Source organism: Caulobacter sp. GW821-FHT10F06, assembly GCF_058809215.1.
In genome coordinates this window covers 333,979-358,376 of the sequence record NZ_JBXASK010000005.1, presented here as the reverse complement: position 1 = coordinate 358,376, position 24,398 = coordinate 333,979, and the positions used below count along the sequence as shown (strand labels likewise).

22 protein-coding genes and 1 tRNA gene are annotated in these 24,398 nt (G+C 68.7%); 9 read left to right on the top strand and 14 right to left on the bottom strand.

Features of this window, described 5'->3' with window-relative positions; genetic code table 11:
- Positions 1 to 43 precede the first annotated feature (43 nt).
- From acs to AC1RUS_RS13690, 3 genes are read left to right on the top strand one after another with little or no spacing between them, the layout of a single operon-like run.
- Positions 44 to 1,984, top strand: coding sequence for an acetate--CoA ligase (acs, locus tag AC1RUS_RS13700; RefSeq protein ID WP_492916970.1), 1,941 nt, complete (start codon positions 44 to 46; stop codon positions 1,982 to 1,984).
- A 30-nt stretch (positions 1,985 to 2,014) separates the two neighbouring features.
- Entirely contained in the window at positions 2,015 to 2,587 is a 573-nt protein-coding gene (locus AC1RUS_RS13695) for an SRPBCC family protein (RefSeq protein WP_492916968.1), read from the top strand.
- On the top strand, positions 2,584 to 3,003 hold the full coding sequence (locus tag AC1RUS_RS13690; protein WP_492916966.1) for a thiol-disulfide oxidoreductase DCC family protein: 420 nt from the start codon (positions 2,584 to 2,586) through the stop codon (positions 3,001 to 3,003). Before AC1RUS_RS13695 ends, AC1RUS_RS13690 begins: the two co-directional genes overlap by 4 nt.
- 17 nt (positions 3,004 to 3,020) lie before the next feature.
- Here AC1RUS_RS13690 and AC1RUS_RS13685 read toward each other — a convergent pair whose 3' ends face one another.
- On the bottom strand, positions 3,021 to 5,576 hold the full coding sequence (locus AC1RUS_RS13685; protein WP_492916964.1) for an HWE histidine kinase domain-containing protein: 2,556 nt from the start codon (positions 5,574 to 5,576) through the stop codon (positions 3,021 to 3,023).
- Complete coding sequence (locus AC1RUS_RS13680; protein WP_492916962.1) at positions 5,569 to 6,135, bottom strand: biliverdin-producing heme oxygenase; 567 nt, start codon at positions 6,133 to 6,135, stop codon at positions 5,569 to 5,571. Before AC1RUS_RS13680 ends, AC1RUS_RS13685 begins: the two co-directional genes overlap by 8 nt.
- A gap of 148 nt (positions 6,136 to 6,283) precedes the next feature.
- On the opposite strand from AC1RUS_RS13680, the gene AC1RUS_RS13675 reads away from it, so the two are divergent.
- On the top strand, positions 6,284 to 9,124 hold the full coding sequence (locus tag AC1RUS_RS13675) for a M16 family metallopeptidase (protein WP_492916960.1): 2,841 nt from the start codon (positions 6,284 to 6,286) through the stop codon (positions 9,122 to 9,124).
- A 68-nt stretch (positions 9,125 to 9,192) separates the two neighbouring features.
- Entirely contained in the window at positions 9,193 to 10,425 is a 1,233-nt protein-coding gene (locus tag AC1RUS_RS13670) for a flavin monoamine oxidase family protein (protein ID WP_492916958.1), read from the top strand.
- Positions 10,426 to 10,470: 45 nt separating this feature from the next.
- Here the strand turns inward: AC1RUS_RS13670 and mscL are convergent, their stop codons facing one another.
- From mscL to aroA, 6 genes are all read right to left on the bottom strand, one after another.
- Entirely contained in the window at positions 10,471 to 10,947 is a 477-nt protein-coding gene (gene mscL, locus AC1RUS_RS13665; RefSeq protein ID WP_492916956.1) for a large-conductance mechanosensitive channel protein MscL, read from the bottom strand.
- An 83-nt stretch (positions 10,948 to 11,030) separates the two neighbouring features.
- Complete coding sequence (locus AC1RUS_RS13660) at positions 11,031 to 11,315, bottom strand: integration host factor subunit beta (protein WP_035048510.1); 285 nt, start codon at positions 11,313 to 11,315, stop codon at positions 11,031 to 11,033.
- A 90-nt stretch (positions 11,316 to 11,405) separates the two neighbouring features.
- The gene (locus AC1RUS_RS13655) at positions 11,406 to 13,382 is read right to left on the bottom strand and encodes a DUF3857 domain-containing protein (protein WP_492916954.1); all 1,977 of its coding nucleotides are present in this window, start codon (positions 13,380 to 13,382) and stop codon (positions 11,406 to 11,408) included.
- A gap of 130 nt (positions 13,383 to 13,512) precedes the next feature.
- Entirely contained in the window at positions 13,513 to 15,225 is a 1,713-nt protein-coding gene (rpsA, locus tag AC1RUS_RS13650) for a 30S ribosomal protein S1 (RefSeq protein ID WP_492916952.1), read from the bottom strand.
- A 133-nt stretch (positions 15,226 to 15,358) separates the two neighbouring features.
- Positions 15,359 to 16,009 (bottom strand): (d)CMP kinase, encoded by a 651-nt coding sequence (gene cmk, locus AC1RUS_RS13645; protein WP_492916950.1) that lies wholly within the window; start codon positions 16,007 to 16,009, stop codon positions 15,359 to 15,361.
- Between the two features lie 114 nt (positions 16,010 to 16,123).
- Positions 16,124 to 17,443 (bottom strand): 3-phosphoshikimate 1-carboxyvinyltransferase, encoded by a 1,320-nt coding sequence (gene aroA, locus AC1RUS_RS13640; protein ID WP_492916948.1) that lies wholly within the window; start codon positions 17,441 to 17,443, stop codon positions 16,124 to 16,126.
- 117 nt (positions 17,444 to 17,560) lie between these two features.
- On the opposite strand from aroA, the gene AC1RUS_RS13635 reads away from it, so the two are divergent.
- The 4 genes from AC1RUS_RS13635 (at position 17,561) to AC1RUS_RS13620 (ending at position 19,257) form a co-directional block, all read left to right on the top strand.
- On the top strand, positions 17,561 to 18,028 hold the full coding sequence (locus AC1RUS_RS13635; protein WP_492916946.1) for a TIGR02300 family protein: 468 nt from the start codon (positions 17,561 to 17,563) through the stop codon (positions 18,026 to 18,028).
- Between the two features lie 152 nt (positions 18,029 to 18,180).
- Positions 18,181 to 18,256 (top strand) — tRNA-Ala (locus AC1RUS_RS13630).
- A 217-nt stretch (positions 18,257 to 18,473) separates the two neighbouring features.
- Complete coding sequence (locus AC1RUS_RS13625; protein WP_492916944.1) at positions 18,474 to 18,899, top strand: Hsp20 family protein; 426 nt, start codon at positions 18,474 to 18,476, stop codon at positions 18,897 to 18,899.
- Positions 18,900 to 18,990: 91 nt separating this feature from the next.
- Positions 18,991 to 19,257 carry a DUF1150 family protein gene (locus AC1RUS_RS13620; protein ID WP_492916942.1) on the top strand — a complete coding sequence of 89 codons (267 nt, stop codon included), beginning with the start codon at positions 18,991 to 18,993 and terminating at the stop codon, positions 19,255 to 19,257.
- A gap of 152 nt (positions 19,258 to 19,409) precedes the next feature.
- On the opposite strand, the gene ptsN is transcribed toward AC1RUS_RS13620, so the two are convergent.
- From ptsN to AC1RUS_RS13590, 6 genes are all read right to left on the bottom strand, one after another.
- A complete protein-coding gene (gene ptsN, locus AC1RUS_RS13615) occupies positions 19,410 to 19,874 on the bottom strand; it encodes a PTS IIA-like nitrogen regulatory protein PtsN (RefSeq protein ID WP_492916940.1) in 465 nt (154 codons plus the stop codon).
- Between the two features lie 78 nt (positions 19,875 to 19,952).
- Complete coding sequence (gene hpf, locus AC1RUS_RS13610; protein ID WP_492916938.1) at positions 19,953 to 20,585, bottom strand: ribosome hibernation-promoting factor, HPF/YfiA family; 633 nt, start codon at positions 20,583 to 20,585, stop codon at positions 19,953 to 19,955.
- Between the two features lie 62 nt (positions 20,586 to 20,647).
- The gene (locus AC1RUS_RS13605; protein ID WP_492916935.1) at positions 20,648 to 21,259 is read right to left on the bottom strand and encodes an exopolysaccharide biosynthesis protein; all 612 of its coding nucleotides are present in this window, start codon (positions 21,257 to 21,259) and stop codon (positions 20,648 to 20,650) included.
- 75 nt (positions 21,260 to 21,334) lie between these two features.
- Positions 21,335 to 22,840 (bottom strand): RNA polymerase factor sigma-54, encoded by a 1,506-nt coding sequence (gene rpoN, locus AC1RUS_RS13600; RefSeq protein ID WP_492916933.1) that lies wholly within the window; start codon positions 22,838 to 22,840, stop codon positions 21,335 to 21,337.
- A gap of 183 nt (positions 22,841 to 23,023) precedes the next feature.
- On the bottom strand, positions 23,024 to 23,785 hold the full coding sequence (lptB, locus tag AC1RUS_RS13595; RefSeq protein ID WP_492917122.1) for an LPS export ABC transporter ATP-binding protein: 762 nt from the start codon (positions 23,783 to 23,785) through the stop codon (positions 23,024 to 23,026).
- A 15-nt stretch (positions 23,786 to 23,800) separates the two neighbouring features.
- The gene (locus AC1RUS_RS13590; protein WP_492916931.1) at positions 23,801 to 24,349 is read right to left on the bottom strand and encodes an LptA/OstA family protein; all 549 of its coding nucleotides are present in this window, start codon (positions 24,347 to 24,349) and stop codon (positions 23,801 to 23,803) included.
- Positions 24,350 to 24,398: the final 49 nt, after the last annotated feature.

Genomic DNA, 24,398 nt, shown 5'->3' with positions numbered 1-24,398 from the left:
CCTTCGCATACTCCCGCCGCAACAAGACCAAGGGAGTGACAGCGTGAGCGACGGACAGGTTTTCCCGGTTCCAGAAGCCCTGGCGCGCGAAGCGCATATCGACGCCGCCGCCTACGAGGCCGCCGTCGCGCGGGTCGAAGCCGATCCGGAAGGCTACTGGCGCGACATCGCCGCCCGGCTCGACTGGATCAAGGCTCCGACGAAGATCAAGGACGTCTCCTACGCCAAGGACGACTTCCGCATCCGCTGGTACGAGGACGGCGTTCTCAACGTGTCGGCCAACTGCATCGACCGTCACCTGCCGCACAAGAAGGACGACGTCGCCCTTGTTTTCGAGGGCGACGATCCCGGCGTCTCCTCCACCCTGACCTACGGCCAGCTGCACGACGAAGTCTGTCGCATGGCCAATGTGCTCAAGGACCTGGGCGCCCGGAAGGGCGACCGGATCACCATCTACCTGCCGATGGTGCCGCTGGCCGCCGTGGCCATGCTGGCCTGCGCCCGCATCGGGGCGGTGCACTCGGTGGTGTTCGGCGGCTTCTCGCCCGACAGCATCGCCGGCCGCATCCAGGATTGCGAAAGCCGCCTGGTCATCACCGCCGACGAGGGCCGGCGCGGCGGCAAGCGCGTGCCGCTGAAAGCCAATGTCGACGAGGCCCTGCTGCAGTGCCCCGAGGTCGAGAAGGTGCTGCTGATCCGCTGGACCGGCGCTGACGTCCCGGTCGTCGAGGGCCGCGACGTGGTCTATGGCGACGTGCGCGACGCCGCCTCGCCCGACTGCCCGCCCGAGCCGATGAACGCCGAGGATCCGCTGTTCATCCTCTACACCTCCGGCTCGACGGGGAAGCCCAAGGGCGTCCTGCACACCACCGGCGGCTATCTGGCCTGGGCGTCTTGGACCTTCTGGGCGGTGTTCGACTACAAGCCCGGTGAAGTGTTCTGGTGCACCGCCGACGTGGGCTGGGTCACCGGCCACTCCTACGTCGTCTACGGCCCGCTCTCGAACGGCGGGACCAGCCTGATCTTCGAGGGCGTGCCCAACTATCCCACCCCCAGCCGGTTCTGGGAGGTGATCGACAAGCACAAGGTCGAGATCTTCTACACCGCCCCCACCGCGCTGCGGGCCCTGATGCGCGAGGGCGACGAGCACGTCACCAAGAACGACCTGTCGTCGCTGCGGGTGCTGGGCAGCGTCGGCGAACCGATCAATCCCGAGGCCTGGCTCTGGTACCACCGCGTGGTCGGCAAGGAGAAGCTGCCGATCGTCGACACCTGGTGGCAGACCGAGACCGGCGGCATGCTGATCACGCCCCTGCCGGGCGCGACCGACCTAAAGCCCGGCTCGGCCTCCAAGCCCCTGCCCGGCGTCAAGCCGCAGCTGGTCGACGCCGAAGGCAAGGTTCTGGACGGCGCGACCGAGGGCAACCTGGTGATCACCGACAGCTGGCCGGGCCAGATGCGCACGGTCTATGGCGACCACCAGCGCTTCTTCGACACCTATTTCTCGACCTATCCCGGCAAGTACTTCACCGGCGACGGCTGCAAGCGCGACGCCGACGGCTATTACTGGATCACCGGCCGGGTCGACGACGTGATCAACGTCTCGGGCCACCGCCTGGGCACCGCCGAGATCGAGAGCGCCCTGGTCGCCCACGAGACCGTCGCCGAGGCCGCCGTGGTCGGCTATCCCCACGACATCAAGGGCCAGGGCGTCTACGCCTATGTCACGCTCAAGGCCGGCGAGACCCCCACGGTTGAGCTGCGCAAGGCGCTGATCCTGTGGGTTCGCCACGAGATCGGCCCGTTCGCCGCCCCGGACGTCATCCAGTGGGCCCCCGGCCTGCCCAAGACCCGCTCGGGCAAGATCATGCGCCGCATCCTTCGCAAGATCGCCGAGAACGAACTGGGGAGCCTGGGCGACACCTCGACGCTCGCCGATCCTTCGGTCGTGGACGATCTCGTGAAAAATCGAGCGGGGGCCTGACGGATTCGCGGCCGGCGCGTTAGCTTCAGCATGATGCGCCGGCTGCTGATCCTCGTTGCGTTCCTGAGCCTGGCCGGACCGGCCCTGGCCGACGCCGACTGGCCCGCGCGGCTGCGGGCCGGCGACATTCCCATCGAGGCCCACGCCGACGCCCAAGGCCGGGGCGGCATGGTCAAGGCGGCCATCGACATCCCCGCCGCCCCCGAGGTGGTGTGGCGCACCATCCTCGATTGCGACCGCGCCGCCCGCATGACCCCGGGCGTCAAGCGCTGCAAGGTGATCTCGCGCGCGCCGGACGGCCGTTCGGAGGTCCGCGAGCACCTAGTCAAATGGGGCTTCTTCCTGCCGACCATGCGCTCGACCTCGCGGGTCGATTTCGAGACCGATCGGACGATCCGCTTCACCTGCATCGGCGGCGACATCCGCGCCTGCGAGGGGACCTGGACCCTGGAGCCGCTGAAGGCCGGCGGCACGCGGGTGACCTACGAGATGTGGGCGGCCGCCCCCTTCGCCGTGCCGGTTCCGGTACTGAGCGGCCTGATGCGCCGCGACGTGCCCGAGGCGCTGCGGGCCCTGCGCCGCGAATGCGAGGCGTCCGGATGAGCCAGGCGTCCGACCCGCCCGACGGGCTGTGGCTGTTCGACGGCGTCTGCAACATCTGCTCGGGCTCGGTGGCCCTGGTGCTGGCCCTGGATCGCGAGGGCGTCATCCGCTTCACGCCGATCCAGTCGCCCTATGGCCGCCGGCTGGCCCAGGCGCACGGGATCGATCCGGACCATCCGGCCAGCTTCCTGTTCCTGGACGGCGGCCGGGCGCTGGAGAAGACCGCCGCCATCGGCGCCCTGCTGCGCCGGCTGAGGCCGCCCTGGCGCTGGCTGGCCTTCATCGACCGCCTGCCCCGGAGACCCGCCGACGCGGCCTATGACTGGATCGCCGCCAATCGCTATCGGCTGATGGGCAAGAGGGACGTCTGCATGGTTCCGAGCGCGGCCCAGCGGGCCCGCTTTATCCTGGAGTAGACGGCCGTCGCCGCAGGCTAGAACAACGCCGCGACGCTGTCGGCGTTGTAGGGCTTCTGCAGCACCGGCACGCCCCGGAAGCGGTCGGGGAAGGCCGCGCTGTCGCCGAAACCGGTGCCGAAGGCGAACGGCGTGCCGGCCGCGATCAGGGCGTCGGCGACGGCGAAGCTGGTGTCGGCCCCGAGATTGACGTCGAGGATGGCGAAGGGCGGCTGATGCTCGGCCAAGGCTTCCAGCGCGGCCTGCACGCCCGAGGTCACCACCACCTCGCGCACGCCCAGGCGCAGCAGCATGTCCTCCAGGTCCAGGGCGATGATCATGTTGTCCTCGAGCACCAGGATGCGCTCGGGCGCCCGCACCGGGACGGCGGCGCGCGGCTGGATGTCGCTCAGGCCGCGGGCCGGCTCGGCCATCTCGACATAGCGGGCCGGGATGGTCAGCTGGGCCCGCAGGCCCTGGGGGTGGTAGTCGACAGTGACTTCGCCGCCCAGGTCATGGGGGATGGAGTGCTCGATGATCGTCGAGCCGAAGCCGCGCCGGGTCGGCGTCTTGACCGGAGGGCCGTCGCTTTCGCGCCAGGCGATGACCAGCGCGCCGTCGTCGCCGACCGACCACTCCACCGTCACGAGGCCGCGCTGGTCGCACAGGGCGCCGTACTTGGCCGAGTTGGTCATCAGCTCGTGGATCACCAGCGACAGGATCGAGAAGGCGTCGGGCGCGACGGCCACGGGCGGGCCGGTCAGCTGCACGCGGGTGGCCTTGTTCGACAGATAGGCCTCGGCCTCGGCGACGATCAGGTCGCGCAGCGAGCCGGGTCCCCACTGCTGCTTGGTGATCTGGTCGTGGGCCCGGGCCAGGGCCTGGACGCGGCCGCCGATGACCTCGGCGAATTCCTCGACGGTGGCGACGCCCGACCGGCTCTGGCTGATCAGCCCCCGGATCAGGCCCAGGATGTTGCGGACCCGGTGGTTGAGCTCGGCGATCAGCAGTTCCTGGCGCTGCTCGGCCCGACGGCGTTCGTCGTCGGCCAGGTCGGTCAGGCGCAGCACCACTTCCAGCAGGGTGACCCGCAGGCTCTCGGCCAGGGCCTGTTCGCCATCGGTCCACGGCCGGCTGTGGCCGCGCACCGTCTCGACCCAGGCCTCGAAACTCTTGCGCGGGGTCAGGCGGTCGCCCAGCGGACCGATCTGGGCCAGCTTGGTCGGCTTGCCGCCCCAGACCACGGTCTGGGCCTCCTCCAGGCGGAAGAACAGCAGGTAGTCCTTGGGCGTGCGCGACAGGGGGATGGCCAGCATGCCGGCCACGCTGTCGCCCCAGGTCGCGGCCTCGGGCAGGACGGCCGACAGCTCGCTGGTGGCGAAGATCGCGTGGGTGGTCTTGCCGCCCAGGGCCGAGACCAGCGCCTGGACCTGGCGCGCGTCGGGCGTGGCGTCGCGCAGGGTCAGGCGGCCGCCCAGCCAAAGGGCCACGCCGTCGCATTTCACCAGCTGACACAACTCGTCGAGGAAAGGGCTGAGGCTGTCGGCGCCCGGCAGGGCGGCGGCCACGGCGGTCATCAGTCGGTCGTGCAGGGCGCGGGCCTGGACCTGGACCTGGGCCTCGGCGTCGCGTTCGCGGCTTTCCAGCATCAGCGAGAACAGCTGGCCGAACAGCTCGGCGGCCGTGCGGCGCTCGTAGGAGACCTGGCGGGGCCGGTAGTGGTGGCAGGCGAACAGCCCCCACAGCTTACCGTTGCGCAGGATCGAGATCGACAGCGAGGCGGCCACGCCCATGTTGCGCAGATACTCGATATGGATCGGCGAGACGGCCCGCAGCATGCTCATCGACAGGTCGATGGGCTCGCTGCGCGCGTTGACCGGCGGCAGGATCGGCGAGACCTCGGCGTCGACGTCGGCGATGATCCGCAGCCAGTTGCGCTCATAGAGGGCTCGGGCCTGCACGGGGATGTCCGAGGCCGGATAGCGCTGGCCCAGGAACGAGCCGATGCCCGGCCGCACAGACTCGGCGATCACCTCTCCGGCCCCGTCCTGGGCGAAGCGGTAGACCATCACCCGGTCGAACTCGGTCAGGGCCCGCACCTGGCGGGCGGCCTCGTGGCAGAAGTCCTCGAACACCGGCCGCTGGGCCAGGCGCGCGGTCATCGACTTCACGGCCGAGGCGGCCTCGATCAGCACGTCCTTGTCGCTGGGCTCGCCCTCGATGATCAGCAGGCGGCCGGAATAGTGCATGGCGATGTCGAACGGCGCGCCGCCCTCGACCAGGGGCTGACCGAACATCCGCTCGACCGCGTCGTCGCCGCGCATCACCTGCAGGCGGCCGCGCAGGGCGTGGATGGCGTGGCCGCTGGCGACCTGGGTCAGGGGCTTGCCGACCAGGTCGTCAGGACCCAGGCCCAGAAACCGCAAGGTGGTGGTCGAGGCGTGGGCCACGACCCAATCGGAATTGACCGCCAGCAGGAAGCCGAACGGCTGCACCGAACCCAGGACGTGGATCGGTTCGCGATCGCAGTTCGTCAGGTCGACTTGGAAGGAGGACTCGGAGGGTGAGGTCTCGGGGGCGACAAGCTCAGACATCCACGCTCCGCAACCGGCGCGCGGATTCGAAGGCGTCCGCGAAACGCCGAAACCCATATCGGGCGCCGGAGATGGCTTCGTCTGTCTTGAAGGCGACGGTGTCGGCGCTCTCGATCCACGACAGGAAGCTGCGCCACAGCCCGTCGCCCTGGCCGTGCCGCAGATAGCTGGTGGGCAGGTCGCGCTTGCCGGACTCGACGCGGCGCGACAGCACCTGGCCGCCCAGGCGCGAGCCTTCCAGCACGTAGAGCAGCCCGGTGGCGAAGGCCTTGCGCATCATCGGCAGCGGCGTGGGACCCGGCGCGACGCCGCCCACGGCCTGCAGGTCCGAGATCAGGGCCTGGCGGCGGGCGCGCGCCGACCAGTCGGGCAGCCACGCCTGGACGCCCGACGCCTCCAGCGCCAACTCCAGCGGCGCCACGGCGTCGGCCGAAGCTTGCAGGAAGGCGCGATAGTCGGCGACGTCGTCGAGACGCCACTCGCCTACGGCGCTGTCGAGCGCCGCATGGTCTTCGGCCGTGGCCGCGCGAAGGCGGTCCCTTAAAACGCTACTGGTCAAATCTATCCCCGGTCCCCGGCCGAACCTCGAAACGCGGAGCCGGCGGCAGGGTTCCGTCATCCACGTAATTCATGACAAGACGGTAAGCTTTCGCCGTTCGAGGGCGGTGCTAGGGTCGCCACGACCCGTGTTCCTGGAGACGCCCCGCATGATCCGTCCCGCCGCCAAGGCCGCCCTCGTGGCGCTGGCCCTTTCGACCACCGCCCTGTCGCCGATGGCTTTCGCGGCGCCGGCTCCTGAAGCCGCCATCAGCGTGCCGCCGATCGTCTACAAGGAGCGCGTGCTGGCCAACGGCATGAAGGTGTTCACGGCCCGCGATACGACGACCCCGAACGTCTCGGTGCAGGTCTGGTACGGCGTCGGATCCAAGGACGATCCCAACGGCCGCTCGGGCTTCGCGCACCTCTTCGAACACCTGATGTTCAAGTCGACGCGCAACATGCCCAGCGAGAACCTCGACCGCCTGACCGAGGACGTCGGCGGCTTCAACAACGCCTCCACCTGGGACGACTTCACCAACTACTACGAGGTGGTGCCGGCCAATCACCTGGAGCGCCTGCTGTGGGCCGAGTCCGACCGCCTCAGCACCCTGGTGATCGACGAGCCGACCTTCGTGTCCGAGCGCAATGTCGTGAAGGAGGAGCTGCGCCAGGGCGTGCTGGCCAATCCGTACGGCCGCCTGTTCTCGCTCTACATCACCCAGCAGTCGTTCACCGACCACCCGTACAAGCGCCCGGGCATCGGCTCGATCGAGGAGCTGGACGCGGCCACGGTCGACGATGTGCGGGCCTTCCACGCCACCTACTACCGCCCCGACAACGCCGCCCTGATCGTGGCCGGCAATTTCGACGAGGCGCAGCTGTCGGCGATGATCGACAAGTATTTCGCGCCCTTGAAGACGCCGTCGACGCCCCTGCCCAAGGTGACCACGGTCGAGCCGGCCCGCACCGGCCCCAAGACCGTCAACACCTACGGTCCCAACGTGCCGCTGCCGGCCATCGCCATCAGCTGGCAGGCTCCGCCGGCCGCCGCCAAGGACGCCGCGGCCCTGACCGTGCTGGACGCCATCCTGTCGGGCGGCAAGTCCTCGCGGCTCTATGACAGCCTGGTCTACGAGCAGAAGATCGCCCAGTCCGTGTTCTCGTCCGGCAACGGCAATCTGCAGCCCGGCATCTTCTACGTCGGTGCGATCATGGCCGGCGGCAAGACGGCCGAGCAGGGCGAGACGGCCCTGCGCGCCCAGGTCGCCCGCCTGCGCGACGCCCCGCCCTCGGCCGCCGAACTGGCCGAGGCCAAGACCGGCCTGCTGGCCGACGCGGTGCGCAAGCGCGAGGAGATCGACGGTCGCGCCTTCGCCATCGGCTACGCCCTGCTGACCGAGGGCGACGCCGCCCGCGCCAACACCGACCTGGCCGACCTGCAGGCGGTGACCGCCGCCGACGTCCAGCGCGTGGCCCAGACCTATCTGCGCGATGACCGCCGCACGGTGATCCGCTACCTGCCCGAAACCGCCCGCCCCAAGGGCGAGAAGGATGTCACCCCGGTCGCCCCCAAGGTCGCCTCGGTGAAGTTCGACGGCGTGGTCACCACCCTGGCCCCCGAGGCCGAGCGTCAGAAGCCGCCGGCCGTCGCCGCGCCGGTCCCGGCCGCCCTGCCCTCGCCGGCCGAAAAGACCCTGGCCAACGGCCTGCGCGTCATCGTGGCCAAGTCCAGCGACCTGCCGCTTATCACCGCCGATCTCACCGTGCTGGGCGGGGCCAGCTCCGATCCCGCCGGCCTGGCCGGCACGTCCAGCCTGACCGCCGAGCTGATGACCGAAGGCGCCGGCGCCCGCAGCGCCGTCGACATCGCCCGCCAGACCGAGGCCCTGGGCGCCAACCTGTCCGCCGCCTCCGGCTGGGAAGCCTCGTCCCTGACCCTCAGCGTCATCGCCGACAAGGCCCCGGCCGCCATGACCATCATGGCCGACGTCGCCCAGAACCCGACCTTCAAGGCCGACGAGCTGGACCGCGTTCGCGCCGAGACCCTGGACAGTCTGTCGGTGTCGTTCCAGCGCCCCGGCGGCCTGACCGGCTTCGCCACCCCGACCATCCTCTATGCCGGCTCGGCCTATGGCCACGTGGCGGGCGGCACGCCCGGTTCGCTGCCCAAGATCAAGCGCGAGGACCTGGTCAAGACCCACGCGGCCGCCTGGCGGCCCGACAACGCCATCCTGGTGCTGACCGGCAACCTGACGCCCGAGGCCGGCTTCGCCCTGGCCGAGCAGGCCTTCGGCGGCTGGAAGAAGCCCGCCACGCCGCCCCCGGCCAAGCCGGCCGCCCCGACCGGCTACACGCCGCGCAGCGTGATCATCGACCTGCCGGGCACCGGCCAGGCCTCGGTGGTGCTGGCCAAGCCGGCCATCACCCGCGCCGATCCCAGCTACTATTCGGGCCTGGTGGCCAACACCGTACTGGGCGTGGGCTTCTCCTCGCGCCTGAACCAGGAAATCCGCATCAAGCGCGGCCTGTCGTACGGCGCCGGCTCCAGCCTGACCCCGCAGGGCCAGTTCGGCGGCTTCGCTACCCGTGTGCAGACCAAGAACGAATCGGCCGGCGAGGTCGTGGGCCTGCTGCGCACCGAACTGACCCGCCTGGCGGCCGAGCCGGCCTCGGCCAGCGAGCTGACCGCCCGCAAATCGGTGCTGGTCGGCGGCTTCGGCCGTGACCTGGGCACCTCCGAGGGCCTGGCCGACATCCTGGGCAACCTGGCCGTCTACGGCGTGCCGCTGGACGAGATCAAGGTCTACGCCAGCAAGGTCGAGGCGGTCAGCGCCGCCGACGTCCAGGCCTTCGCCAAGGCCAAGATGGACCCGGCCCAGACCAGTGTCATCGTCGCCGGCGACGCCAAGGTGATGGGCGCCGACCTGACCAAGGCCGTGCCCAACGCCACGGTGATCCCGGCCGCCAAGCTGGACCTCGACAGCCCTACGCTGACCGGCGCCAAATAGGCCGAACCGCCGCGTCGTTCCGCCCGGGACGACGCGGAACCCCGGCGCCCTGGCGAGGTTGAAGGCCCATGACCGAAGTCGACATCGCCATCGTCGGGGCCGGCGCGGCGGGCCTGGCCGCCGCCGACGCGATCGCCGCGACGCCCTTCTCTTGCGCCCTGCTGGAAGCGCGCGACCGGATCGGCGGGCGAGCCCATACTGTCCAATCCCCCGTCGGTCCGCTGGACCTGGGCGCCGAGTGGCTGCACTCCGCCGACCGCAATCCTTTGGTGGCGCGACTGGAGGCGGCGGGCCTGACCATCGACCGCACCCCGCCGCCGTGGGAGCGCCTGTCCGACAGTCCCACCTTGCCGCCCGCCGACCAGATCGAGTTCGGCCGGGCCTTCGAGGCCTATGAAGAACGGCTGGCCAAGGCGGCCCGCGAGCCGGACGACGCGCCGGCCTCGGTGTTCCTCGAGCCCGGCAACCGCTGGAACCCGCTGCTGAACGCCTTCAGCGCGTTCTACAACGGCGCGGAGTTCGACCAGGTCTCGGTCCACGACTACGCCGCCTATGACGACAGCGAGGTCAACTGGCGGGTCGCCCAGGGCTATGGCGCGGGCCTGGCGACCCTGGCGCCTCGGGTGCAGATGGCGCTCGAGTGCCCGGTCTCGCTGATCCGCCACGACGGGCCGCGCCTGGAACTGGAGACGCCGCGCGGCGTGCTGTCGGCGCGGGCGGTGATTGTCTGCGTGCCCACCGCGATCCTGGCGACCGGCGCCCTGAGGTTCTGGCCCGAACTGCCCGACAAGATCGAGGCCGCCCAGGGCCTGCCGCTGGGCCTGGCCGACAAGGTGTTCCTGCGGGTCGACGAGCCCGAAGCCTTCCCGGCCGAGACCATGCTCTATGGCGCGCCCCAGCGCACCGCCACGGGCAGCTATCACCTGCGGCCGTTCCATCGACCGATGATCGAAGTCTTCCTCGGCGGGGCCCATGCGCGGGCGCTGGAGGGCCAGGGCCCCGGCGCGGCGGCCGACTTCGCCATCGAGGAGCTGGCGGCGATCTACGGGTCCGGAATCCGCTCGAAAGTGCATGTGCTGGCGACCAGCGCCTGGGCGGCCGATCCCTGGGCCCTCGGCTCCTATTCCCACGCCCTGCCCGGCCACGCCGGCGACCGGGCCCGGCTGGCGGCGCCGGTCGGCGAGCGCCTGTTCTTCGCCGGCGAAGCCTGCTCGGCCGACGCCTTCTCGACGGTGCATGGCGCGTGGCTGACGGGGCAAGCGGCGGCGCGCGAGGCGATTGGGGCGTTGGGTCTAGGCTGACCTGAATCCCTCTCTCATGGAGAGCGGGGTTTCGTGGGCCGGACCCTAGGTCTTCGGCTTGGCCGACGCTTTGGGCGCGGGTTTGGCCGGGGCCGCGACCGGTTCCGCCGTCTTGGCCAGCAAATCCCGGATCTCCGTCAGCAGCACCTCGCCCGGGGTCGGGGCGGGCGGGGCTTCCGGCGTGGGGTCGGCGGCGTCGGCGCGGCGGATGGTGTTGACCAGCTTGACCAGCAGGAACACCACGGCGGCGACGATCAGGAACTGGATCAGGGTGTTGATGAAGGCGCCGTACTGCACGGCCACCTTCTCGACGGCCTCGGTCGCGGGGTCCTCGGCCTTGAGCACCCATTCCAGCTTGGAGAAGTCCAGGCCGCCGGTCAGCAGACCGATCGGCGGCATGATCACCTGGTCGACCAGGCTCTTGACGATGCCGTTGAAGGCCGCGCCGATGATCACCCCGACGGCGAGGTCGACGACGTTGCCGCGCGAGATGAACTCGCGAAATTCCTTGATGATGCTCATGACGCCATTCCTCGCCGCACACTGTGACGTCGGCGAGGCTGACGGCGTTCGCCCGCCGCGGTCAAGACCGGGGGCGGAAGACCCTATTCGTCGGCGTTGAGACGGGCCCGCAGTTCCTTGCCGCTCTTGAAGAACGGCACGTGCTTGGCGCGGACGTCGACGGTTTCGCCGGTGCGCGGATTGCGGCCCGAGCGCGCGGGACGCGATCGCACCGACAGGGCGCCGAAGCCCCGCAGTTCGACGCGGCCGCCGCCTTCCAGAGCGCCGATCATGCGCTCCAGGATCACGCCGACCACGCGCTCGACGTCCTTCTGCGTCAGGTGCGGATTTTCATTCGCGAGCCTGGCGATGAGTTCAGACTTGATCATCGATATCCCCGGCGCCGTGGGAGGAACTGGCGCGACCGGACCTTTGCCCAAGGGTGGTTGAGTCTTCAAGAGGCTGGTTGCGATTCAATTTCAGGCCCCTTTGGGCGCGCGGACAATCTGCGCCTCGCCGGCTAACCGTCTCAGGGTCTTGTTTGCCTCCTCCGCGTCGGAAAAGGGAATTTCTCGCGTCATACTGCGCGTGCTGTGGTCGAAACGCGCAACTCCGTCGACGATTCCGCTCTTATGGTGAACTTCCGATCCGGCGATGACCGTGTCGAGATTCGGTCCTTTCACGGCGTAACCCGCGCCCTTGGCGGGCAGGACGACCTCGGTGACCGAGCGGGTGAAGGTCGGGAAATTGACGACGAACGGCGCGTCGCTGTTGGGACCGGGCTCGCGGCGGGGGAAGGTGGTGGTCTTGAAATCCCCCGATCCCGGCAGGCGGAACTCGCGCACGCCCAGGTCGTCGTTCAGCCGCCAGTCCATGTCGGCCTGGCCCTTGAAGGTGATCTCGACATCGCCGTCGGGCGAGATCTTCCAGTCGATGGTCTCGAAATTGATCCAGCTCATCGAGCTGGACAGGCTCTGCTTGAGGCTGCGCTCGAGGTCGGCCTTGGGGGCGCTCTCGATCATCCGCGCCAGGGCCCGGGCGGGCTCCTTGCGGGCGATCAGGGTCAGGGTGGCCGGGGCGGGCGCGTCGAGACCGGCCGAGGCGTCCAGGCGCAGGGTCAGCGCGTTGACGGGGGCGGCCAGCGGCGTCTGGACGATCGGCTCCAGGGTCGCGCCGGCCTCGCGGACCGGCAGGCCCCAGCGGAACGACGGCGGCTGCAGGTCGTCGATCCCGCCCTTGTCGCCGCTGCGGGTGCCGTCCAGCCAGTAGTCCTGGCCGGCGATCTTGGCGCGCACCAGCACGTGGTTGAACTGGGCGGCTGCGGGCACGCGCAGGTCCATGCCGTCGCCGCCGACGGTGGTGACCAGCACCGGCTCGGCCTGGATCCCCAGCTCGCGCAGCAGGGCCAGCAGCAGCACGGTCTTGCCCTTGCAGTCACCGAAGCGCCGCGACCAGGTCTCGTCGGCGGGGGCGGGCTTGTAGCCGCCGTCGCCCATGCCCAGGAACAGGTAGCGGGTCTTGTCCCCGACCAGCTGAAGGGCGGCGAAGGCGCGAACCTTGGGATCGGTCGAGGCGGCGGCGATCCTGGCGGCCTCGGCGCGGATCGGCGAGTCCGGCGCCAGGGTCGCGGCCTTGGCGTACAGCGGCGCCATGCGGGCGGAGACGTCCTCCCAGCCGCGATAGGTGGTGGCCTGCAGCTCGCCCAGGCGCAGGAAGCGGGCCGGCGCGCCGACGGGCGGCTTGGGCGCAGCCAGACCCGAGACGTCGACCAGCAGCTCGTTGGTCTTGCCGCTCTTGCCGATCTTCGGCTCGGGATAGCCGGTGGAGGCCTTCCAGACCAGCGGCACGCCGTCGTCCCACAGCAGGCGCGCGCGGTAGCGGCCGATCTTGCCGGTCCAGCCCAGGCGCTCGAAATCATTGGTGCGACCGCCCACCACCGGGTCGTGGCGCTCTTGCGTGTAGGACCAGTCGACGATGTCGCCGACCTGCAGGTCCTTGATCTGGATGCTGGCGCTCATGCGCCCGTCCAGCATGGCCCGCTCCATGTTCTTCTCGCGGCGCAGGACCAGCACGTCCTTGCCGCCCTGCAGCACGTCGATGCGCTTGCCGTCGCGGAGGATCGACAGGTCGTGGATCGTGACCTTCTCGCGCAGCGGATCCCAGGTCAGGGTGCGCGAGCCGGAATTGGCCAGGCCCTCGGTCTTGGTCACCTTGGCCACGCGGCGGTTGTAATAGGCCGAGCCGTCGGCCGCGTGCAGCGACTGGTTGTCGTCTAGGAGGGCCTGGATAGCGGGCGGCTGGGGATCGTCGGGCGCGGCCGGGACCTCGGCCACCTGCACCCACTTGGCGGGCGGCGCGTAGCGCGGTTTCTCGTCGGCTCGGGCCTGGAGGGGAAAGGCCGCCACGGCCACCACCATGACCGGGATCGCGGCCAGCGCCGCCAGACTCTTGAACACCACGCACCCCCAACGCCGAACTCAAGCCTCACAACCTAAGGGCGTCGCCGCAGGGTTCAACCCAAAAAGAAAACGGCGGCCGGATTGCTCCGGCCGCCGCTGACTTCAGTCCCGATGAAGGGGCGGAAGACTATTCCTTCGGGGTGGCCCGCTCGCGCAGGGCGGCGCCCAGGATGTCGCCCAGCGAAGCGCCGGAGTCCGACGAGCCGAACTGCTCGATGGCTTCCTTTTCTTCGGCCATTTCCAGCGACTTGATCGACATCGAAACGCGGCGAGCCGCCTTGTCGATGTTGGTGATCTGAGCGTCGACGCGGTCACCCACGGCGAAGCGCTCGGGGCGCTGTTCCTGACGATCGCGCGACAGGTCCGACTTGCGGATGAACGAGGTCATCAGCGCGTCGTCTTCACCGAAGCGAACTTCGATGCCGCCCGAGGTCACTTCCGTGACGGTCACGGTGACGGTCTGGCCCTTGCGGTAGGTGTCGCCCGACATCGGATCGCCGCCCAGCTGCTTGATGCCCAGCGAGATGCGTTCCTTTTCGACGTCGACGTCCAGGACCTTCGCCTTGACGACGTCGCCCTTCTTGTAGCGAGCCATGGCTTCTTCGCCCGACGCGCTCCAGTCGATGTCCGACAGGTGCACCATGCCGTCGATGTCGTTGTCGAGGCCGATGAACAGACCGAATTCGGTCGCGTTCTTGACTTCGCCTTCGACGGTCGAGCCGACCGGGTGGGTTTCGAGGAACGAATCCCACGGGTTGGCCAGAGCCTGCTTCAGGCCCAGCGAAACGCGGCGCTTGGACGGATCGACGTCCAGCACGACCACGTCGACTTCCTGCGAGGTCGAGACGATCTTGCCGGGGTGGACGTTCTTCTTGGTCCAGGACATTTCCGAGACGTGCACCAGGCCTTCAACGCCGGCTTCCAACTCGACGAACGCGCCGTAGTCGGTGATGTTGGTGATGCGGCCCGTGAACTTGGCGCCGACCGGGTACTTGGCTTCGACACCATCCCACGGATCCGACTGCAGCTGCTTCATGCCGAGGCTGATGCGCTGGGTGTCCGGGTTGATCTTGACGATCTGGACCTTCACGGTGTCGCCCACGGCGAGCACTTGGCTCGGGTGGTTGACGCGCTTCCAGCTCATGTCGGTGACGTGCAGCAGGCCGTCGATGCCGCCCAGGTCCACGAACGCACCGTAGTCGGTGATGTTCTTGACGACGCCTTCGCGGATTTCACCCTCTTGCAGCTGCGACACCAGTTCGGTGCGCTGCTCGGCGCGGGCTTCTTCCAGGATGGCGCGACGCGAGACGACGATGTTGCCGCGCGGACGGTCCATCTTGAGGATGGCGAAGGGCTGTTCCTTGCCCATGAGCGGGCCGACGTCGCGCACCGGGCGGATGTCGACCTGCGAGCCGGGCAGGAACGCCGAGGCGCCGCCCAGGTCGACGGTGAAGCCGCCCTTGACGCGACCGACGATGGCGCCGAGCACCGGGACGTTCTGGGCGTAGACGCCTTCCAGACGGGTCCAGGCTTCTTCGCGCTTGGCCTTTTCGCGGCTGATGACCGCTTCGCCCAGGGCGTTTTCGAGGCGTTCCAGGAACACTTCGACGGTGTCGCCGATCTTGACGGTCGCCTTGCCGGCTTCGTCGACGCCGAATTCCTTCAGCTGCACGCGACCTTCGGTCTTCAGACCGACGTCGATGATGGCGAAGTCCTTTTCGATACCGACAACGATGCCCTTGACGACGGTGCCTTCCGCGAAGTCGCGGCCGCCCATGGAATCGTTCAGCAGCGCTTCGAAATCGTCGCGCGTCGGGTTGAAGCTCATATCGTCAGCCATGCTGATGTTTAGTCTCGTGTTGAGGGACGCCCCATCGGTGAAGGCCGTCGGATGACGGTTCTGGGGATTCCGGGTTGGGTGATTTTTGATGCGGGTCCGGCGCTTCCTAAGCGGCGGCGAGGCGGGCGTTAGATTAGCCCGGGAGGTTTCCCGACCGGGCGCGCGCCGTCTCGACAATGCGGCGGGCCGCATCGAAGGCCTGCTCTATAGTCATTTCCGACGTATCGAGCAAGACGGCGTCGGCGGCCTGCGTCATGGGCGCGGTTTCGCGGCCGCCGTCGCGGGCGTCGCGCTTGTGGATGTCGGCCAGGATGTCCTCGAAGGCGACGGCCTCGCCCTGCCCGGTCAGCTGCTTCCAGCGCCGCTGCGCCCGCACCTCGGGGCTGGCGGTGACATAGAGCTTGGCTGGAGCCTCGGGGGCGATGACGGTGCCGATGTCGCGGCCGTCGATGACGCTGCCGGGCTCCCGCAGCGTGAACTGGCGTTGCAGGTCGAACAGGGCCGCGCGGACGCCGGGGTGAACCGCCACCCGGCTGGCGGCCTCGCCGGCGACGCGGGTGCGGACCTCGGCCCGTTCCAGCTCGGCCAGGTCCAGGCCCTTGGCCGCGGCCTCGGCGGCGATGGGATCGTCGAGATCGCCCGACGCGGCCAACAGCCGAACCCCGACCGCGCGATAGAGCAGGCCGGTGTCCAGCATCGGATAGCCATAGAGCGCCGCCAGCCGGCTGGCGACGGTGCCCTTGCCCGACGCGGCCGGACCGTCGACGGCGATGATGAAGGCCATGGGGCGGCTCCGTGCGGCGTCCTCGCCCTTCGACAGGCTCAGGGTGAGGACGAAATCAGGCGTTCAGTAGAAACCCTCATCCTGAGCTTGTCGAAGGACGAGGGTTTCGGCTCCTCAGGCTTCCGACAGATCCGCGCCCAAACCCCGCATCAGGTCGGCGAAGCCGGGGAAGCTGGTGGCGATCATGCCCGGCTCGTCGACGGCCACGCCGGCTTGCGCCGCCATGCCCAGCACCAGATGGCTCATGGCGATGCGGTGATCGCCGTGGGTGACGACCGTGCCGCCGCCCTTGGGCGCCTGGCCCGTGCCGGTGACGATGAAGCCGTCCGGCTCCTCGACCACCTGGACGCCGCAGGCCTTCAGGCCGTTGGCGGTCAGGCTGATGCGGTCGCTTTCCTTGACGCGCATCTCGCCGACGCCGCGCATCACCGTCTCGCCCTCGGCGAAAGCGGCCGCCACGGCCAGGATCGGATATTCGTCGATCATCGCCGGCGCGCGTTCCGGCGGCACGACCACGCCCTTGAGCTGGGAGTATCGCGCGGTGATGTCGCCGACCTCCTCGCCGCTGGACAGGCGGACGTTCGAGATCACCAGATCCGCGCCCATCTCCTGCAGCGTGGTGAAGAGCCCGGTGCGCAGTTCATTGAGCATCACGCCCTCGACCGTCACCTCCGAGCCCGGGACCAGCAGGCCGGCCACCAGCGGGAAGGCCGCCGAAGACGGGTCGCCCGGCACCGAGACGTGGGTCCCGGTCAGCTTCTGGCCTTCGGGCAAGCGGATGTGACGGACACCGTCACGATCCTCGACGATCACCTCGGCCCCGAAGGCGCGCAGCATGCGCTCGGTGTGGTCACGAGTGGCTTCCGGCTCGATCACCTCGACGCCGCCCTCGGCATGCAGGCCGGCCAGCAGCACGGCCGACTTCACCTGGGCCGAGGCCATCGGCAGCTTGTAGCTCAGGCCGCGCAGGGCCCCGCCCTTCAGGGTCAGGGGCAGGCGGCCCCTGTCGCGACCCAGCCAGGTGGCGCCCATGCGGGCCAGGGGATCCAGCACCCGGCCCATCGGCCGGCCGCGCAGCGAGCTGTCGCCGGTGAAGGTGGCGCACATCGGAAAACCCGCCGCCGCGCCCATGATCAGGCGCACGCCGGTGCCGGCGTTGCCGCAGTCGATGACGTCGACGGGCTCGGCGAAGCCGCCGTTGCCCTCGATCCGCCAGCGGCCGACGCCCTCCTGCTCGACCCGCGCGCCGAAGGCCTGCATGGCCCGGGCGGTCGCCAGAACGTCGTCGCCCTCCAGCAGACCCTCGACCGTGGTGGTGCCCGAAGCCAGGGCGCCGAGGATCATCGAGCGGTGCGAAATCGACTTGTCGCCCGGCGCGCGAATGACCCCGCGAAGGGCTCCGCCCGGTGCGCTCTTCAGTCCAGCAGCCGTCATGCCGAAACCGGCTCCCTAGTCATGGTGGTTTTCGCGAGGGGATTGCTTTTGACAGTGGCCCCTGGTCATGGCAAGTGACCGGCCGCATTTCCCATCAGGATCAAAGGGTCGCCTGCCTTGGCCAATCCCGAATTGGGCGCAAAGCAAATTTGCCCCAACTGCCAATCGAAGTTCTACGACCTTGGTCGTCGTCCGGCTGTCTGCCCCAAGTGCGGCGAGACGTTCGATCCGGAAGAGGCGCTGAAATCGCGCCGCGTCCGCGCTCGCGCCGTCACGCCGGACTATGACGCCGACGACGAGAAGCCCGCCCCCGCTCCGAAGGACGAGGACGGCTTCGAGGACGAAGTCGATGAAACCCCGGAAATCGATGTCGTCGAACCCGACGTCATCGAGACCGACGATGAGGACGCCGATCCGGGCGCGCCGGCCCCCGCGGGCGGCGACGACCTGGGCGTCGACTTCGCCGAGGACGAGGATCTCGCCGAGGACGAAGCCGATGACGTGCCCTTCCTCGAAGACGAGGACGAGGACGTTCTGGACGACGAAATCGAGGGCCTCCCGGGCACCGACGACGACGACCGTTAAGGCCTGAAAGCCGCGTCGAAAAAAACTTCGAAAAAATGCGCCGGGAGGGTTGATCCAAAAATCCTCCCGGCATAGGTATCGCGCCTCGCCGGGGCCGGCCAGTTCGGAGCCGACGAGAAACACCAAGGTTCTCTTGGAATTCCAAGGACCTCGGGGCTATAGCTCAGCTGGTAGAGCGCTTGAATGGCATTCAAGAGGTCAGCGGTTCGACTCCGCTTAGCTCCACCAAAACGGCCGCTTCCCTAAAGGGAGCGGCCGTTTCCATGTCCGGGGCCTGACAAACGCCCCGCGCTTTTCCGCCACGCCAGGCCGGCGATGAACTTGAACCGTCGGCGTCTTGAACAGCCCGCGGCAAATCTCCACCTACGGATCACGTTGCGCGGTTGCGGCGCCGATCCAGGGCCATGACCGCGCGAACGAAGTCGCTTTAGCGAAGGACTTCGCGATGACCCGAACGATCCTGTTCGACAGCCCCTTTCTGCTGGGCTTCGAACACACCCGAGACCTGATCGAGCGCGCGGCGAAGGCCGCGTCCGAAAGCTATCCGCCGTACAATGTCGAGCAGAACGAGGACGGCGGCGTGCGCATCACCCTGGCGGTGGCCGGGTTCTCGCCGGATCAGCTGCAGGTGACCGTGGAGGCCGGCCAGCTGGTCGTGGCGGGCAAGCGCGACGCCGACGCCCGCACGGAGGCCGAGAGGGCCTTCCTGCACCGTGGGATCGCCGCCCGGGGCTTCGTGCGCACCTTCGTGCTCGCCGAGGGCCTCGAGGTCACCGCCGCCACCCTGGAGCACGGCCTGCTGCACATCGATCTGGCCCGGCCGCGCCCCGAGAAACTGGTCAAGCGCATCCCGATCCGCTCGATCGCCTGAACCGGCGACGCTCGTGAAATTTCCGCACCGCGAAAAGCCCGCTGAACCGGGCAGGCAACGGCGCGTTCCCTTTTCGAAGGAGGTGGTCATCATGACGCCTAACCCCCAAACATCGGTCTTTACGAAGGAAGCCTTCGCGGCGCTCGGCGCCCCGGACCTCGTCTATGTCCGGCCCATCAAGGCCGCCGAGATCCTGGCCGACGCGCCCGTCGGCGTGACGGACTTCGACCTGCAGCCCGACCAGACCCTCTATGCGGTGTGCCGCGCCGACGGCGCGCGCCTGGCGGTCATGATCGACCGCGACACCGCCGTCGCCGCCGCCCTGGCCCACGAACTGGCCCCGGTCTCGGTTCACTGAGTTGAAGGAGCGCGGAGGACTCGCCCCCTCCGCGCTTCGCGCTCCTCCCCCATAGGGGGAAGATGGCGCGTTCTATCCGCCCCCTATGGGGGCGGACGGCCGCGCAACGGCCAGGTGGGGGCGAGTTCTCTAATTAAACTTCGAACGCGCCTTCAGGCCGCCGAGCTGGTTGGCTCGTGGGCCAGCAGGATGTGCACCGCATCGGCCGAACGGGCCTGGCGCAGCTGTTCGCGCAGTTCGGGCTGGCGCATCATCCGCGACACCCGGGCCAGGGCCCGCAAGTGCTGGGCGTTGGCGTCCCGCGGGGCCAGCAGGGCCACCAGCAGGTCGACGGGCTTGTCGTCGACGGCGTCGAACGCCACCGGCGTCTCCAGCCGCACGAAGATGGCCCGCACGCGGTCCAGGCCGTCGATCCGGGCATGGGGAATGGCCACGCCCTGGCCGACGCCGGTCGAACCGGCCGCCTCGCGCTCCATCAGGCTGTCCTGGACGGCGTCGCTGTCGACATTGAGGATTCGGGCGGCGACATCGGCGATGACGCCGAGCACCTGGCGCTTGCCCGGGGCGCTGACTCGGAGCGCCACGGCTCCAGGGTCCAAGAGATCGCCGATAGTCATGCCGCTCACTCGCTGCCGGCCGCCGAACACTGTCGTTGGAGGACCCATCGAGAACGTTCGGCAGCCTGGCAGGATGCCTTAGTTCGCGATCGATCCGTTCCCGTTCAGCGACTTCGTGCGTTCAGGGTCGATCCAGCCGATATTCCCGTCTGGTCGCCGATAAACCACTGACAATCCGTCGTGGGCGGCGTTCCTAAACACGATTGCCTGGGACTCGGTCAAGTCCAGTTCCATGACAGCCATGGAAACGGTCATTATCTTCAGCGAGGCCTGGGTCTCGGCGATGATCATGGCCGAGGGGGCGCCGGCCGGGTGGGCGTCGTCGCCGCCCCAGTCGTCATCCTCGTGATCATCGACGTCCGGAGCCCGCAGGACGTACATCGCGGCGTTCTCGGCTTGCTTGGCCGTGGCCGCGATGGAGTGGCTCTTAAGTCGTCGCTTGTAGCGACGTATCCTCGTCTCGATCTTGGCCAGGGCGGCGTCGAAGGCCGCATGGGCGTCGCCGCCCGCTCCATGGCTAAGGAGTTGCTGACCCGAAGCCAGCTTTACCGAGCAATCGGCGCGGAAGGCGTGGCCTTCCTTGCTGATCACGACATCGGCGTCACCGCCGCGGTCGAAATACTTACCGATGCTCAGGGCGATTTCGTCGGAGACTCGCGCTCGCAGAGCCTCACCAACGTCGACATGCTTGCCGGAGACTTGGACTTGCATGCCCTAACAACGCGCCTGTCCCGAGCCGGTGTCAAGCGGCGCCGCAGGGATCGGAAACCCGATCAGAAAAAGCCGGAAATCACCTCGACGCCCTTGCGCACGGCGGCCGTCACCATGCCGGCGCTGACGAACAGCAGGCCCAGGCTGACGGCGGCCATCGCATAGCCCAGCAGGGCCAGCAGGCCGTCCCGCTGCAGCAGGGCCAGGGACAGGATCGCCACGGTCGCGCCGGGGGCCAGGTTGCCCAGCGGGATGGGCAGGACCAGCACCAGGGCCAGCAGCGTGCAGACCACCCCGACCATCCGCTCGCCCAGCGGCGTGAACACCCACGACAGGCGCGGCTTGGTGATCAGCTCCATGCGCTTGACCACCGGGGTCAGCTTGCGGAACAGGCCGCGCAGGTCGTCGCGCTTGAGCGGGCGGTCGACCATCCGCCGCGGCAGCCACGGCGCGTCGGCCCCCAAGGCGATCTGCGGGGCCAGCAGCAGGATCGGCAGGCTGAGGATCGTCGAGGAGCCCGGCGGCAGCGGCAGGCAGTTGAGCGCGCCGAACACGAACAGCATCGCCCCGAAGGCGCGGCTATCGAAGGCTTCCAGCATCTGGCCGACCGTCAGGCTGGGACGCGCGTCCTCGCCAAATCCCTCGATGACTTCAGCTAGGCTTCCGGTCGTCATGCGCGCTCCTGCTCGACACCCTATAACGCCGGGCGGGCCTTGCGGTCATGAAGATCGCGTCACGTCACGATTTGGTCAGCAGGCTTCCTTGATCAGGCGCCGGCGCTCAACCGATGATGGAATTCGCATCGCTTCGCGATATTTGGCCACGGTGCGTCGCGCGATGTCGACGCCGGCGGCCTTGAGGATCTCGACGATGGCGTCGTCCGAATGGACGTCCTTCTCGACCTTCTCGGCGTCGACCAGGCCCTTGATCTTGTGACGGACGCTGGCGGCCGAGTGGGCTTCTCCGCCCTCGGACGACTGGATAGCCGAGGTGAAGAAGAACTTCAGCTCGAACACCCCGCGCGGGGTGGCGATGTACTTGTTCGAGGTCACCCGGCTGACCGTGCTCTCGTGCATGCCGATGGCGTCGGCGACGGTCTTCAGGTTCAGCGGGCGCAGGTGCTCGACGCCGAAGGCCAGGAAGCCGTCCTGCTGGCGGACGATCTCGCTGGAGACCTTCAGGATGGTCTTGGCGCGCTGGTCCAGGCTCTTCACCAGCCAGTTGGCCGTGGCCATGCAGTCGGAGACGAAGGTCTTTTCCTGGTCGGTGCGCGCGCCCTTGGAAACACGGGCGTGATAGCGCTGGTCGACCAGCACCCGGGGCAGGGTGTCGGTGTTCAGCTCGACGTGCCACATGCCGCCCAGACCCTCGCGGACATGGACGTCGGGCACCAGGGTCTCGGCCGGTTCGCTGTGGAAGCCGGCGCCGGGACGCGGATTGAGGGCGCGGATCTCGGCGACCATCTCGCGCAGGTCCTCGTCGTCGACCCCGCAGACGCGGCGCAGGCCGTTCATGTCGCGACGGGCCAGCATTTCGAGGTTGTCGAGCAGGGCCGCCATGCACGGGTCGTAGCGGTTCTGGTCCTTCAGCTGCAGGGCCAGGCATTCGCGGACATCGCGGGCGAAGATCCCGACGGGCTCGAAGCCCTGCAGGATGGTCAGGACGCCCTCGACCAGCTCCAGGCCGCAGCCCAGGCGCTCGGCGGTGTCGGCTAGGTCCAGGCGCAGGTAGCCGCCCTCGTCGACGGCGTCGATCAGCACGTTGGCGACCAGTTGCTGGGTCGTCGGCAGGGCCGCCTGGACCAGCTGGCGCTGCAGATACTCGGAAAGGGTCGGAACGCCGGTCAGGGCGCCTTCATATTCGCCGTCATGATCGAACGAGCCGCCGCCGCCCGCCCGCGACCAGTCGATCTGGCCGCCGGCCTGCTCGGCCCCATGGTCGACATCGGCGCCGTCGCCGGTGGCGCGCTCGCCGGGCGAGACGTCGTCGGGCGTCGCGTCCATTTCGGAATTGGCCGAGCCCTCGGCCACCACGTCCACGCCCAGGTCGCTGGCGACCGGCTCGCGCTCGACCTCGGGCGCGGAGTCGCTCTCGCCCTCATCGCGCTGCAGCAGCGGATTGCGTTCCAGCTCGGCCTCGACGAAGGCGTCGAGCTCGATGTTGGACAGCTGCAGCAGCTTGATCGCCTGCTGCAGTTGCGGGGTGATGACCAGACCCTGGCCTTGCCGGATCTCTAGTCGATGGCTGAGCGCCAATGCGCCCTCCTCGGCAAATCGAACAACTTACGATCGCCATTGAAGCGCCAACTAGGTTAACGGCTCGCCAACGCCTGCAATATCCGGGCCGGTGCGACCTTCCGCCCCGCCGCCAGAACGCGAAAATCCCGCGCGGTCGGCGCACCGCGCGGGATAAGGCATTGCATCAGAACGACTTTTTATTCAGACGCGCTCGGCGAAATAATCGCCCAGATAGACGCGGCGAACTTCCGGATCGTCGATGATTTCCTTCGGCGAGCCTTCGAACAGCACTTCGCCAGCGTGAATGATTGATGCGCGATCGATGATATCGAGCGTCTCGCGCACGTTGTGGTCGGTGATCAGGATGCCGATTCCACGCTTCTTCAGATAGCCGATGACGTCGCGGATGTCGGCGATGGCCAGCGGATCGATGCCGGCGAAGGGCTCGTCCAGCAGCATGAACGACGGCTCGCTGGCCAGGGCCCGGGCGATTTCCACGCGGCGGCGCTCACCGCCCGACAGGGCGACGGCCGGCGACTTGCGGATGTGGGTGATGCGCAGCTCTTCCAGGATGCCGGTCACCGTCTCGGCGGCGGCGCGCTGGTTCTTCTCGCGCATCTCGACCACGGCCATGACGTTCTGCTCGACCGTCATGCCCCGGAAGATCGAAGCTTCCTGCGGCAGGTAGCCGACGCCGAGGCGGGCCCGCTGGAACATCGGCTGGGCGGTGATGTCCTCGCCGTCCAGATAGATCGAGCCGTAGTCGGCGGCGATCAGACCGGTGATCATGTAGAAGCAGGTGGTCTTGCCGGCGCCGTTGGGGCCCAGCAGGCCGGCGACCTCGCCGCGCTTCAGGCGCAGGGAGACGCTCTTGACCACAGGACGGTCGCCGAACGACTTGCCGACGGCGTCGACGAACAGGCCGTCGGTTTCGGGGCGATCGGAACCGCCGAGGGGCGTCATCTTCATCCGTACGGCCTAGCGGTTGGGGGTCGCTGCGGGTTGGGTCTTGGAGTCTTCCGGATAGAACACGGCCCGCACGCGCTGCTTGCCCCGCCCCTTGGCGTTGGACTCGAGCTTCACGTCATTGGTCTTGGTGTTGACCGTCATCCGGTCGCCGCGGGCCACATCCTGGCCGCGGATGACGATGACGTTGCCGGTGATGACGATGATGTCATTGGCGTAGGTGTAGACGGCGTGGTCGCCCCGGACCGTCTGGTCCTGGTTGACGAAATAGACGTCGCCGTCGGCCTCGACGTGATCGACGTCGCCGCAACCGGCCGCCGCGCCGGAGGCGGCGGGCTTCTTCTTGGAGTAGGCGTTGACCACGGCCGCGCGCATGCGGCTCTTGTCCTGCAGCATCTCGACATTGCCGCGGAAGATCGTGCGGCACTGGCTGTTGATGTTCTCTTGCTCGTCCGCGGAGATGTCCACGGGCGCGCTGGAGTCGCTGGCGACCTGAGCGAAGGCCGCGCCGCCGCTCGCCAGGATCAGTGCGGTCGCCGCCGCCGCCATCCAACGCTGCATCAAGTCAGAGTCCTCATCTGTGGCGCTCGCGGCCCGGCCGCTCGCGTCT